Below are 13,406 nucleotides of genomic sequence, written 5' to 3'. Positions count from 1 at the left end.
GCGTCAGTTCAGTGAGCAACAACAGCTTCCTAGCCGTAGCGACCAGTGATGTAGTCTTCGGTCTGCTTCTTCGCCGGATTGGTGAACAAGGTGTCGGTGTCGCCGAATTCCACCAGTTTGCCCATGTACATGAACGCCGTGTAGTCGGAAACCCGCGCGGCCTGTTGCATGTTGTGGGTCACGATGACGATGGTGAATTTCGATTTCAGTTCGTAGATCAGCTCTTCGACTTTCAGCGTCGAGATCGGGTCGAGTGCCGAGCACGGTTCGTCGAGCAGCAGCACTTCCGGTTCCACGGCGATGGTGCGCGCGATCACCAGACGTTGCTGTTGACCACCGGACAGGCCGAGTGCCGACTCGTGCAGACGGTCTTTGACTTCGTCCCACAGCGCCGCGCCTTTCAACGCCCACTCGACGGCTTCGTCGAGGACGCGCTTTTTGTTGATGCCCTGGATGCGCAGGCCGTAAACCACGTTTTCGTAAATGGTTTTCGGGAACGGGTTCGGCTTCTGGAACACCATGCCGACACGACGACGCAGCTCGGCCACGTCTTCGCCCTTGCGGTAGATGTTGTTGCCGTAGAGGTTGATTTCACCTTCTACGCGGCAGCCGTCAACCAGGTCGTTCATGCGGTTGAAGGTGCGCAGCAGCGTGGACTTGCCGCAGCCGGACGGGCCGATGAAGGCGGTCACGCGCTGTTTCGGAATGTTCATGCTGACGTCGTACAGCGCTTGTTTGTCGCCGTAGAACAGGCTCAGGCCCGGCACTTCAATGGCCACGGTTTCCTGCGCAAGGCTCAGGCTCTGTTTGTCGCGGCCCAGGGCAGACATGTTGATGCCGTGGGTATGTGTTTCGTGCTGCATGGGAAGCTCCCTGTGCTGACAAATTCGGTTCGGTTGTCCGCTGGCCTCACATAATGGGCCAGCGGTGTTGCCGTCCTGTAGGAGCGAGGCTTGCCCGCGAAGGCGTCCTTGAAATCGCCTTCGCCGGCAAGCCTGGCTCCTACAGGGAGCGGCGCTAAATCAGCTATCCAGCGCTTTGTATTTCTCGCGCAGGTGGTTACGGATATAAACGGCCGACAGGTTCAATGTCGCGATCACCAGCACCAGCAGCAACGCGGTGGCGTACACCAGCGGTCGTGCGGCTTCGACGTTCGGGCTCTGGAAGCCGACGTCATAAATATGGAAGCCCAAGTGCATGATCTTCTGGTCAAGGTGCAGGTACGGGTAGTTGCCATCCAGCGGCAGCGACGGCGCCAGTTTCACCACACCCACCAGCATCAGCGGCGCCACTTCACCGGCGGCACGAGCCACGGCGAGGATCATGCCGGTCATCATCGCCGGGCTGGCCATCGGCAACACGATCTTCCACAAGGTTTCCGCCTTGGTCGCGCCGAGGGCCAACGAGCCTTCACGCACGGTGCGAGGAATCCGCGCCAGGCCTTCTTCGGTGGCCACGATCACCACCGGCACCGCCAGCAGCGCCAGGGTCAACGAAGCCCAGAGCAGACCCGGCGTACCGAAGGTCGGTGCCGGCAGCGCTTCAGGGAAGAACAACCGGTCGACCGAGCCGCCCAGCACGTAAACGAAGAAGCCCAGACCGAACACGCCATAAACGATCGCCGGAACGCCCGCCAGGTTGTTCACGGCGATGCGGATAATCCGCGTCAGCGTGTTCTGCTTGGCGTATTCACGCAGGTAAACCGCCGCCAGTACGCCGAACGGAGTCACGATCATTGCCATGATCAGGGTCATCATCACGGTGCCGAAGATGGCCGGGAAAATCCCGCCTTCGGTGTTCGCTTCACGCGGGTCGTCGCTGAGGAATTCCCAGACCTTGCTGAAGTAGAAACCGATCTTGGTCATCGTGCCCATGGCGTTCGGCTGGTAGGCGTGAACCACTTTGCCGATGCCGATTTCAATCTCTTTGCCGTTGGCGTCGCGGGCCGTCAGGCTGTCGCGATTGAACTGGGCGTGCAGGTCGTTCAGGCGTGCTTCGATGTCCTGATAACGTGCGTTCAGCTCGGCGCGCTCGGACTCCATGTCCGCTTGCGCGGTGGCATCGAGCTTGCCGGCCAGTTCCAGTTTGCGACCGTGCAGACGGATGCGTTCGAGGCCTGAGTTGATCGCGCCGATGTCGACTTTTTCCAGGGTCTTGAGCTGAGAGGCGAGCTGGTTGACGCGGGCAACACGGGCCTGCAACTCAGGCCACGCGGCTTCGCCTTCGGCGATGACCTTGCCGTCCTGTTTGACGTTGACCAGGTAGCCGTAGAAATTGCCCCACTCGCGACGCTCGATGGCCATCAGCTCAGGCGGCGTCTTCTGGTTGGTCAGCCACTCGCCGACGATCCAGGTGAAGTCGTTGCCGTTCAAGTCACGGTTGCCGACCTTGATCAGCTCGCGGGTCATGAACTCCGGGCCTTCGTCAGGTACCGGCAGCCCGGCGCTTTTCAGGCGCGCGCGCGGCACTTCTTCTTTCTGCACCACTTCGCCGATGACCAGGTGATTGGCCTGGCCCGGCACGTCGTAGCTGGCGTGAATCAAATCAGCCGGCCAGAAGTGACCCAGACCGCGCACGGCAATCACCGCCAGCAGGCCAATGGTCATGATGACCGCGATGGACACCGCGCCACCGCTGATCCAGACGCCGGGGGCGCCGCTCTTGAACCATCCATTCAGGGAGTTCTGTTTCACAGACTTCTACCTTTCTTAAAGCGACGAGTATTTCTTGCGCAGACGCTGACGAATCAGTTCTGCGAGGGTGTTCATGACGAAGGTGAACAACAGCAGCACCAGCGCCGAGAGGAACAGCACGCGGTAGTGGCTGCCGCCGACTTCCGATTCGGGCATTTCCACTGCGACGTTGGCCGCCAGGGTGCGCAGACCTTCGAACAGGTTCATTTCCATGACCGGGGTGTTACCGGTGGCCATCAGCACGATCATGGTTTCACCGACCGCGCGGCCCATGCCGATCATCAGCGCCGAGAAGATGCCCGGGCTGGCGGTGAGGATTACCACGCGGGTCATGGTCTGCCACGGCGTGGCACCGAGGGCCAGGGAACCGAGGGTCAGGCCACGCGGCACGCTGAACACGGCGTCTTCGGCGATGGAGTAGATGTTCGGGATCACCGCGAAGCCCATGGCCAGCCCGACCACCAGTGCGTTGCGCTGGTCGTAGGTGATGCCCAGGTCGTGGGAGATCCACATGCGCATGTCGCCGCCGAAGAACCAGTTCTCCATGAACGGGCTCATGTACAGCGAGAGCCAGCCCACGAACAGGATCACCGGAATCAGAATCGCGCTTTCCCAACCGTCCGGCACTTTCAGGCGGATGGACTCAGGCAGGCGGCTGAAGACGAAGCCGGCCACCAGAATGCCGATCGGCAAGAGCATCAGCAGGCTGAAGATGCCCGGTAAATGCCCTTCTACATACGGTGCGAGGAACAGACCGGCGAAGAAACCGAGGATCACCGTCGGCATCGCTTCCATCAGCTCGATCACCGGCTTGACCTTGCGGCGCATGCCCGGGGCCATGAAGTACGCGGTATAGATCGCCGCAGCGACGGCCAGTGGCGCGGCCAGCAGCATGGCGTAGAACGCGGCTTTCAGGGTGCCGAAGGTCAGCGGAGACAAGCTCAGCTTCGGTTCGAAATCGGTGTTGGCGGCGGTCGATTGCCAGACGTATTTAGGCTCGTCGTAGTTCTCGTACCAGACCTTGCTCCACAGCGCGCTCCACGACACTTCCGGGTGCGGGTTGTCGAGCAGCAGCGGTTGAATCTTGCCGCCGGCTTCCACGATCACGCGGTTGGCCCGTGGCGACAGACCGAAAAGGCCCTGGCCTTCCACGACCTGGTCCACCAGCAAGGTGCGGTGCGCGGTGCTGTGGAATACGCCGAGCTTGCCGGAAGCGTCGAGGGCGATGAAGCCTTTGCGACGCTCTTCGGCAGTGATTTCAACGATTGGCGTAGTGCCCATCTGGAAGGTGCGGATCTGCTTCAGGCGCAGTTCGCCATCCGGGTCGCGAGCCATGAACCACTGGGCCAGGCCACCTTTGGAGTCGCCGAGGATCAGTGAGATACCGCCCACCAGTTGGGTGCTGGCGGTGATCTCGGCTTCGCCGTTTTCGAGCAGCTTGTAGCGACCGTTGAGGCTCTTGTCGCGCAGGCTGAACACGTCGGCTTGCGCACGACCGTTAATCACATACAGCCACTGCTGACGCGGATCGACGAAGATGTTCTTCACCGGCTCGGTCATCTGCGGCAGATCAATGCGTTTCTGCTCGTTGGTGATTTCGCCGGTCATCATGTTCTCTTCGCTGGTCAGCGACAGGACATTGAGTTGCGAACCGGTGGAACCGACCAGCATCAGGGTCGAATCGGTGGCGTTGAGGCTGACATGCTCCAGCGCACCGCCCGCCTCGTTCAGCGCAATCGGGGTTTCGCCGTACGGATATTCGACGGCCGGCGAGATGGTCTTCTTGCCGTCCGGGTAGCTGACTTTATAGGTGTGACGGAACACCAGCGCCTGGCCATTGGAGAAGCCCACCGCCACCAATGGATGGCCCGGTTGGTCTTCGCCGATGGAGGTCACGGTAGCGCCGGCCGGAACCGGCAGATCGACGCGCTTGAGTTCGGCGCCACTGTCGATGTCGAAAAACAATGCCTGCCCTTTGTCGGAAACCCGCATGGCGACCTGGTTCTGTTCTTCCAGGGAGATCATCAGCGGCTTGCCGGCGTCCTGCATCCAGGCGGGCGTGATGGATTCCTTGGCGGTCAGGTCGGCACCCTGGAACAGGGGCAGGACGACGTAGGCAAGGAAGAAGAAGATCAGCGTGATCGCGCCGAGAACGGCAAGGCCGCCAACGAGGACGTACCAGCGGGTCAGGCGATCTTTGAGCGCGCGGATGCGGCGCTTGCGTTGCAACTCAGGCGTATTGAAATCAATTCGCTTGGGGGGATTTGTAGTCATGGTGGAATTGGCCAGATCATTCATGCGCACACCCTAGCGATCCTGTATGACAGAAAGATGACAATGCAGTGACGCAACAAATCCGCCGCCAGCGGGAACTGGCAGTGGATCAAAAATATGGGGAGGCCGGGTCGCCGGAAATGGCAACCCTGAGCCTTGTAGGAGCGAGGCTTGCCCGCGAATGGGTCGTCACATTCAGTATCAATGTCGACTGACCCACCGCGTTCGCGAGCAAGCTTTGCTCCTACAGGTCCGGGATCAACCCGGACCTAGGGTTTTACTTTTTTGCGACTTCAGCGCCGCCTTCTTGCAGACCCAGGTCAGCCAGTGCTTTTGCAGCAACTTTGGCCGGCAGTGGGATGTAGCCGTCTTTCACTACAACTTCCTGGCCCTGTTTGGACAGAACCAGTTTCACGAACTCGGCTTCCAGCGGGGCCAGAGGCTTGTTCGGGGCTTTGTTGACGTAAACGTAGAGGAAACGCGACAGCGGGTATTTGCCGTTCAGGGCGTTTTCTTCGGTGTCTTCGATGAAGTCCTGGCTGCCTTTCTTGGCCAGGGCCACAGTCTTCACGCTAGCGGTTTTGTAGCCGATGCCCGAGTAACCGATGCCGTTCAGCGAGGAGCTGATCGACTGCACGACCGAAGCCGAACCTGGTTGTTCGTTGACGTTTGGCTTGTAGTCGCCTTTGCACAGGGCTTCTTCTTTGAAGTAGCCGTAGGTGCCGGATACCGAGTTACGACCGAACAGTTGAACCGGCTTGTTGGCCAGGTCGCCGGTCACACCCAGGTCGCCCCAGGTTTTCACGTCGGTTTTAGCGCCGCACAGACGAGTGGACGAGAAGATCGCGTCGACTTGTTCCATGGTCAGGTGCTGGATCGGGTTGTCTTTGTGAACGAAGACAGCCAGGGCGTCCACGGCAACCGGGATAGCGGTTGGCTTGTAGCCGTACTTCTGCTCGAAGGCAGCCAGTTCGGTGTCCTTCATCTTGCGGCTCATCGGGCCCAGGTTGGAGGTGCCCTCAGTCAGCGCAGGTGGCGCAGTGGCGGAGCCAGCGGCCTGAATCTGGATGTTTACGTTCGGGTATTCTTTTTTGTAGTTCTCAGCCCACAGGGTCATGAGGTTGGCCAGGGTATCGGAGCCGACGCTGGACAGGTTGCCCGACACACCAGTGGTCTTGGTGTAGCTCGGGATAGCAGGGTCAACAGCGGCGAACGCGTTGGCAGTCGCAACGCCAGCAGCGACAAAAGTCATTGCCGCCATCAAACGCTTCAGTTTCATGCCTTACTCCTAGCAGATAGGGTGTGTTAGTCGGGGCCAAGTATCAGCAGGCCGTGTGAACACTCTATGGCTGAAATATGACAATTGGATGAAAGGCCAGTATTCCGTGTTTCAACGTATTACCGCGTTATCGTTCTTCGCGGGCAAGCCTCGCTCCTACAGGTAAACGGTGTACCTGTAGGAGCGAGGCTTGCCCGCGAAGGCGTCAGAAGCTTAGCGACCCTTCTTCCAGAGATAACCACCCACCACAATCCCGACGCCACAAATGATCGCCACGTAATACGCAGGTCCCATCGGGCTCTCCTTCAGCAGCAACGTCACCACCATCGGCGTCAGGCCACCAAAAATCGCATAGGCCAGGTTGTAGGAGAACGACAACCCGCTAAAGCGCACCACTGCTGGAAAGGCTTTGACCATCACATACGGCACCGCACCAATGGTGCCGACCAACAGACCGGTCAGGGAATACATCGGGAACAGCCAGTCCGGGTGGTTGAACAGGCTGTGATAGAAGGTCCACGAACTGATCAGCAGCGCGGCACTGCCGAACACGAACACCCGGCCCGCGCCGAAGCGGTCAGCCAACGCGCCGGAAGCCACACAACCCAGGCTCAGGAACACAATCGCCAGGCTGTTGGCCTGCAACGCGGTGGTCGGTGCGAAATGGTAAACCGTCTGCAGCACGGTCGGGGTCATCAGGATGACCACGATGATGCCGGCGGACAGCAACCAGGTCAGCAGCATGGAAATCGCGATCGCGCCGCGATGGTCGCGCAATACGGCACGCAGCGGCACTTCTTCGGCCAGGGCCTTGCGCAGTTGCAGCTCAGCGAAAACAGGGGTTTCGTGCAGCCAGCGGCGCAGGTAAACCGAGAACAGGCCAAACACGCCACCGAGCAGGAACGGGATCCGCCAGGCGTAATCCGACACTTCCACCGGGGTGTAAATGCTGTTGATCGCGGTGGCGACCAGCGACCCCAGAAGGATCCCCGCCGTCAGACCGCTCGTCAGGGTGCCGCAAGCGTAGCCGATATGCCGTTGTGGCACGTGTTCGGAAACGAAGACCCACGCGCCGGGCACTTCACCGCCAATCGCTGCGCCCTGAATCACGCGCATCAGCAGCAACAGGATCGGCGCCCACATGCCGATTTGCGCGTACGTTGGCAGCAAACCCATGATCAGGGTCGGCACCGCCATCATGAAAATACTCAGGGTGAACATCTTCTTGCGACCCAGCAGGTCGCCGAAGTGCGCCATCACAATGCCGCCCAGCGGACGCGCCAGGTAACCGGCGGCGAAGATGCCGAAGGTCTGCATCAGGCGCAGCCACTCGGGCATGTCGGCCGGGAAGAACAGCTTGCCGACCACCGTGGCGAAAAACACGAAGATGATGAAGTCGTAGAACTCCAGCGCACCGCCAAGGGCGGACAGCGATAAAGTCTTGTAGTCATTGCGGGTCAACGGACGTGCGGGCTGGGTCGGCTGCGCGATGCTCGAGGGCGCTGTGGTCATGGCAAGGCTTCTCTTATAGTCGGATCTGCAACCTCAACAACGCTGGCGGAGGCTTGGGCAGGTCCGGCACGATAGCAAATTGTTCGAAAAAGCACATAGAGGTGCGTATTTGACGGTCAAAATGAGAACCGGACGGTCGTCTCGGAGTCTACCGACCGATATACTCGGGATCTTGCAACAGTTTGAAAGGGTTGCTGTGCGAAGACGCTGCTGGCCTACCAGTCGATTTCGCAGAGTTTCCCTTTAGGCGCCTTACGAAAAACGTGACGAACGTAGTATGTTCGGGGCTGAATCGTTTTTTCTGAGACGGCTATTCACCTGAAGTACCAATGAAGAGTCACGGGTCAGAGGCACCCCCGGAATGATAGAGCTCGAACAAGAAGATCCAATCCCGCAAGGCGACCTGGCCCTGCAAATCACCGCGCTTCCGCGTGAAACCAACGGTTTCGGCGATATTTTCGGCGGCTGGCTGGTGGCGCAGATGGATTTGGCCGGCACCGCAATGGCCAGCAAAGTCGCGGGCGGACGCGTGGCGACCGTGGCGATCGACCGTATGGCGTTCCTGGTTCCGGTGGCGGTGGGCGCTCAGCTCTCCTTCTATACCCAGGCGCTGGAAATCGGCCGCAGCTCGATTCAGATGATGGTCGAGGTCTGGAGCGACGATCCACTGTCCAGCGAGTGGCGTAAAGTGACTGAAGCCGTGTTTGTGTTCGTGGCCATCGACGGCAGCGGTCGCACCCGTTCGGTTCCGCCACGCGCACGTTAAACACGGCGAGCGTTTTGCGGTCCATTGCAGTCATTGTTCCTGATCGAGAATTGCCCCATGAGCACGCCCAACGTTGAAGCCGTGAAGCTGGATGAACTGAACTGCTGGCGCATCCGCCACGGTCAGGCTGAATTGCTGGTCGCCCAGCAAGGTGCGCACATCCTCAGTTATCAATTGGCCGGCCAACCGCCGCTGATCTGGCTCAACGATGAGGCCGTGTTCAAGACCGGCAAGAACATCCGCGCCGGCGTGCCGGTGTGCTGGCCGTGGTTCGGCAACCTTGCGCGCAACCCGCAGGGCGTTCAGGCGATGCGCGTCAGCAACGAACCGCCGAGTGCCCACGGTTTTGTACGGGCGATGGACTGGGAACTGAGCGGCATCGAAACCGAAGGTGAAAGCCTGAAGGTGGAATTCGTCCTGCCCTACCCCGATGGCGGCTTCCCCGGCTGGCCGCATCAGGTGGATCTGAAGTTGAGCATTCGTCTGGATGAGCAACTGCACATCAGCCTGACCAGCCACAACCAGGGCTCGGAAAAAGTCACGATCAGCCAGGCGCTGCACAGCTATTTCGCGGTCAGCGATGTGCGCAATGTGCATGTTGATGGGCTGGATGGCTTGAAGTACATCGAGACGCTGGAAGACTGGAAAACCAAGACTCAGACCGGCGACCTGCGTTTTGCCGGCGAGACCGATCGCATCTACCTCAATACCCCGGCAAAGCTGAGCATTGTCGACCCGGCCTGGGAACGGCGCATCGAGCTGACCAGCAGTGGTTCGCGCTCGGCAGTGATCTGGAACCCGTGGATTGATCGTGCAGCGGCGTTCAGCGACATGGCCGATGATGGCTGGCAACGGATGCTGTGCATCGAGACGGCGAATGTGATGGATGATGTGGTGACGCTGGCGCCGGGTGCGAGCCATACCCTCGGCGTAAGCATCGCCAGCGCACCTCTTTAAAAGCTTCGCGGGCAAGTCGGATCGTCGCACCGCTCGCTCCTACAGGATTTACACCGGCCTGTAGGAGCGAGGCTTGCCCGCGAATGGATCGATCAAACACTACAAATCCGATTCCTTCACCACACGCACTTGCGCCGCATCCAGCGCATACGCCGCATCGGCCAGGTCGTTGTTGACCTTCTCGATCTTCAACGTGCCGGTCACCCACAGCGGCGTGTAGATATCATTGAGCTTCAACCCTTTCGGATATCGCACCAGCACCAACTGGTTAGGCGGCGGTGGCGGCACGTGGATGCAGGCGCCCGGATACGGCACGAGGAAGAACAACGTGCTGCGGCCCTTGGCGTCGGACTCCAGCGGCACCGGATAACCACCGATGCGGATGTTCTTGTCGTTCATCGACGCCACGGTCTTGGTCGAGTACATCACCGCCGGCAAGCCCTTGCTCTGCTTCATGCCACCCTTTTCGGTAAAGGTGCCATTGGCTTCGGGGGAGTTGTGATCGATTTCGGGCATGGCCTCGAGGGCTTTCTGGTCCGACTTGGGCATCAGTTCGAGCCAGTCGGTTTCCGGCAGTTCGCCGGCATGGGCAAGGCCCGAACCCAGTAAAAGGACAGTCAATAGAAGACGGCGCATGGAGGTGCTCGGTAAAGGAAGGACGATAAGTCGCCGAGCATTCTAGTCCTCTCGGACTGCGCAGCCGAGAGGACTTTGTCGCCTGAATCAGTTCTTTTTGATCAAGCCGTAGATCACCAGCAACACCACGGCGCCGACCAGCGCACCGATGAAGCCCGCGCCTTGGCCGGCCTGGTAGATGCCCAGGGCCTGACCGCCGTAAGTGGCCGCCAGCGAACCGCCGATACCGAGCAGGATGGTCATGATCCAGCCCATGCTGTCATCGCCCGGTTTCAGGAACCGCGCCAGCAGGCCGACGATCAAGCCGATAAAGATGGTTCCGATAATTCCCATGGCATTTCCCTCTGAGTAAGTGGCTATGCAGAAGCCTAGTCAGACTTTCGCATCCTGCCATGAGAGAACGGCGGCCCCTGAATGGTTCCGCCGCTGCCACATGAAACTATTTATTCGGCGATGAGGGCTTCGACCTTGAGGATCTGTGCCGCCAGCGTCTCGCGGTCCGCGCAACGCAGGTTGGCGTGACCGACCTTGCGGCCGACCTTGAACGCCTTGCCGTAGTGATGCAGATGGCAATCGGCGATGGCCAGGACCTTTTCGGTGTCCGGCACTTTACCGATGAAGTTGAGCATCGCGCTCTCGCCGACCTTGGCGGTCGAACCCAACGGCAGGCCGGCTACGGCGCGCAGGTGGTTTTCGAACTGGCTGCACTCGGCGCCTTCAGTGGTCCAGTGCCCGGAGTTGTGCACGCGCGGGGCGATCTCGTTGGCCTTGAGGCCACCGTCGACTTCAAAGAACTCGAACGCCATCACGCCAACGTAGTTCAACTGCTTGAGCACACGGCTGGAGTAGTCTTCGGCCAAGGCTTGCAGCGGGTGGTCGGTGCTGGCCACGGACAGCTTGAGGATGCCGCTGTCGTGGGTGTTGTGAACCAGCGGGTAGAACTTCGTTTCGCCATCGCGGGCGCGCACGGCGATCAGCGACACTTCGCCGGTGAACGGCACGAAGCCTTCCAGCAGGCAGGCAACGCTGCCCAGTTCAGCGAAGGTGCCCACCACGTCTTCAGCGGTGCGCAGGACTTTCTGGCCCTTGCCGTCGTAACCCAGGGTGCGGGTTTTCAGCACGGCCGGCAGACCGATGGAGGCCACGGCGGCGTCCAGATCGGCTTGCGACTGGATGTCGGCGAACGCCGGGGTCGGAATCCCCAGGTCCTTGAACATGCTCTTCTCGAACCAGCGGTCACGGGCGATGCGCAGGGCTTCGGCGCTCGGGTAGACCGGAACGAATTGCGACAGGAACGCCACGGTTTCAGCCGGGACGCTCTCGAACTCGAAGGTCACCAGATCGACTTCATCGGCCAGTTGGCGCAGGTGATCCTGATCGCCGTAATCGGCCCGCAGGTGTTCGCCCAACGCGGCTGCGCAAGCATCCGGCGCGGGGTCCAGGAAAGCGAAGTTCATGCCCAGCGGAGTGCCCGCCAGCGCCAACATGCGACCCAACTGGCCGCCACCGATTACACCAATCTTCATCGTCAACAACCTCAGGCGATGCGTGGGTCTGGATTGTCCAGGACGCTGTCTGTCTGCTCAGCGCGGAAAGTCTTCAGCACTTCGTGGAACTGCGGGTGCTTGGCGCCGAGGATGCTCGCCGACAGCAGCGCGGCGTTGATCGCGCCGGCCTTGCCGATGGCCAAAGTGGCAACCGGAATGCCTGCTGGCATTTGCACGATAGACAGCAGCGAATCGACGCCCGAGAGCATCGCGGACTGCACCGGCACGCCCAGCACCGGCAGGTGGGTCTTGGCCGCACACATGCCTGGCAAGTGGGCCGCGCCACCGGCACCGGCGATGATCACCTCGATGCCACGCGCCTCGGCCTCTTCGGCGTACTGGAACAGCAGGTCCGGGGTGCGGTGGGCAGAGACCACTTTCACCTCGTAAGGGATGCCGAGCTTTTCCAGCATATCGGCGGTGTGGCTAAGGGTGGACCAATCGGACTTGGAGCCCATGATCACGCCAACCAGTGCACTCATCGTCGTGCCTCTTCTCTCTGGGCGCCCGCAGGCGCGTCAAAAAACAACAAGCCACGCAAAATGCGTGGCTTGATTGTACGAAAAATGGCCGGTCGTAACCGGCCGAAGGCCGCGCAGTATACCTCAATGAAGCAGATAAACAGCCCCCGATGCGACCATCTGTCATACGGCGCAAAACCCCGGTGTTATTGACCTGAAGGTCAATCAAAATCCCCTGTAGGAGCCGGCTTACTGGCGATCCAGACAACTCGGTGTATCAGACAAACCGCGTCGACTGGATCGCCAGCAAGCCGGCTCCTACAGTCCGGTGGGGGTCTGGGCGGCGCCGCCTTCGAGTTTGCGCCATAGCAACCGCACGTTGGCCTTGCGCACCAGTGCGCAGCGATACAGGCGAATTTCCAGCGGCACATGCCATTGCGGGCCGCCGCAGACCACCAGTTCACCGCGGGCCAGTTCGGCACGCACACTCAGTTGCGGCACCCAGGCGATGCCCAGGCCTTCCAGCGCCATGCTTTTCAGGCTGTCGGCCATGGCGGTTTCATACACCGTGGTAAACCGCAGCGCACGCTGGCGCAGCAAGCCGTTCACCGAACGCCCGAGAAAGGCGCCGGCGCTGTAGGCGAGCAACGGAACACTGGCTTCGCCTTCCAGATCGAACAGCGGCTTGCCGTCGGCATCTGCTGCGCACACCGGCAACATTTCCGTATGTCCCAGGTGCAGCGACGGGAAAATTTCCGGGTCCATCTGCATCGCGGCGTCCGGGTCGTAGAACGCCAGCATCAAGTCGCAACCGCCTTCGCGCAAGGCATGCACCGCGTCGCCAACGTTGGTCGCCACCAACCGCGTGGCGATGTTCAACCCTTCATTACGCAATTGCGCGATCCAGCGCGGAAAGAAACCCAAAGCCAAGGAGTGTGCGGCAGCGACCTGCATCACTTCGCCCTGCCCGCCTTCCAGGTGATGAAGATGGCGCAGCACTTCGCCGAGCTGTTCCACCACCGTCCGCGCGGTGACGAGGAACAACTGCCCCGCCGCCGTCAGCTCGATCGGCGTGCGCGAACGATTGACCAGTTGCAGCCCCAGCGCGGCCTCAAGGCTGCGGATCCGTCGGCTGAACGCCGGCTGCGTCACGAAGCGGCGTTCGGCAGCCTGGGAGAAGCTGCGGGTGGCGGCCAGAGCACTAAAGTCCTCAAGCCATTTGCTTTCCAGATTCATCAAGTCCTCCCGGACACGCACCAAATTAGGTCGCACGTTCGCCGC

The 13,406-nt window shown here is 60.6% G+C and carries 12 protein-coding genes; 2 read left to right on the top strand and 10 right to left on the bottom strand.

Annotated elements, in window-relative coordinates:
- Positions 1-29: 29 nt before the first annotated feature.
- From pstB to IB245_RS17730, 5 genes are all read right to left on the bottom strand, one after another.
- Positions 30-863, bottom strand: coding sequence for a phosphate ABC transporter ATP-binding protein PstB (pstB, locus tag IB245_RS17750; RefSeq protein ID WP_008030698.1), 834 nt, complete (start codon positions 861-863; stop codon positions 30-32).
- A gap of 159 nt (positions 864-1,022) precedes the next feature.
- The gene (pstA, locus tag IB245_RS17745) at positions 1,023-2,693 is read right to left on the bottom strand and encodes a phosphate ABC transporter permease PstA (RefSeq protein ID WP_008030699.1); all 1,671 of its coding nucleotides are present in this window, start codon (positions 2,691-2,693) and stop codon (positions 1,023-1,025) included.
- Positions 2,694-2,708: 15 nt separating this feature from the next.
- Entirely contained in the window at positions 2,709-4,991 is a 2,283-nt protein-coding gene (locus IB245_RS17740) for an ABC transporter permease subunit (RefSeq protein ID WP_008030700.1), read from the bottom strand.
- Positions 4,992-5,244: 253 nt separating this feature from the next.
- Positions 5,245-6,246, bottom strand: a complete 1,002-nt coding sequence (locus IB245_RS17735) for a phosphate ABC transporter substrate-binding protein PstS (protein ID WP_008038131.1) — start codon at positions 6,244-6,246, stop codon at positions 5,245-5,247.
- Positions 6,247-6,459: 213 nt separating this feature from the next.
- Complete coding sequence (locus IB245_RS17730; RefSeq protein ID WP_008030702.1) at positions 6,460-7,758, bottom strand: MFS transporter; 1,299 nt, start codon at positions 7,756-7,758, stop codon at positions 6,460-6,462.
- 361 nt (positions 7,759-8,119) lie between these two features.
- On the opposite strand from IB245_RS17730, the gene IB245_RS17725 reads away from it, so the two are divergent.
- Complete coding sequence (locus IB245_RS17725; protein ID WP_007896491.1) at positions 8,120-8,524, top strand: acyl-CoA thioesterase; 405 nt, start codon at positions 8,120-8,122, stop codon at positions 8,522-8,524.
- A 57-nt stretch (positions 8,525-8,581) separates the two neighbouring features.
- A complete protein-coding gene (locus IB245_RS17720) occupies positions 8,582-9,481 on the top strand; it encodes a D-hexose-6-phosphate mutarotase (protein ID WP_192228180.1) in 900 nt (299 codons plus the stop codon).
- A gap of 99 nt (positions 9,482-9,580) precedes the next feature.
- Here the strand turns inward: IB245_RS17720 and IB245_RS17715 are convergent, their stop codons facing one another.
- The 5 genes from IB245_RS17715 to IB245_RS17695 all read right to left on the bottom strand — a co-directional run bounded on the left by IB245_RS17715 (position 9,581) and on the right by IB245_RS17695 (position 13,361).
- Positions 9,581-10,117 carry a DUF3299 domain-containing protein gene (locus IB245_RS17715; protein WP_008030706.1) on the bottom strand — a complete coding sequence of 179 codons (537 nt, stop codon included), beginning with the start codon at positions 10,115-10,117 and terminating at the stop codon, positions 9,581-9,583.
- Between the two features lie 87 nt (positions 10,118-10,204).
- Positions 10,205-10,450: a GlsB/YeaQ/YmgE family stress response membrane protein gene (locus tag IB245_RS17710; protein WP_008030708.1), complete on the bottom strand. Its 246-nt coding sequence runs from the start codon at positions 10,448-10,450 to the stop codon at positions 10,205-10,207.
- Positions 10,451-10,560: 110 nt separating this feature from the next.
- A complete protein-coding gene (locus tag IB245_RS17705; protein WP_008030711.1) occupies positions 10,561-11,643 on the bottom strand; it encodes a 5-(carboxyamino)imidazole ribonucleotide synthase in 1,083 nt (360 codons plus the stop codon).
- 11 nt (positions 11,644-11,654) lie between these two features.
- The gene (purE, locus tag IB245_RS17700) at positions 11,655-12,146 is read right to left on the bottom strand and encodes a 5-(carboxyamino)imidazole ribonucleotide mutase (protein WP_008030713.1); all 492 of its coding nucleotides are present in this window, start codon (positions 12,144-12,146) and stop codon (positions 11,655-11,657) included.
- Positions 12,147-12,443: 297 nt separating this feature from the next.
- Positions 12,444-13,361: a LysR substrate-binding domain-containing protein gene (locus tag IB245_RS17695; protein ID WP_008030714.1), complete on the bottom strand. Its 918-nt coding sequence runs from the start codon at positions 13,359-13,361 to the stop codon at positions 12,444-12,446.
- Between the last annotated feature and the right edge of the window lie 45 nt (positions 13,362-13,406).

This window comes from Pseudomonas sp. PDM02 (assembly GCF_014852285.1).
Lineage (GTDB): Bacteria > Pseudomonadota > Gammaproteobacteria > Pseudomonadales > Pseudomonadaceae > Aquipseudomonas > Aquipseudomonas migulae.
The sequence above is the reverse complement of the archived record's forward strand: the minus strand, read 5'-3'. Positions and strand labels throughout refer to the sequence as shown.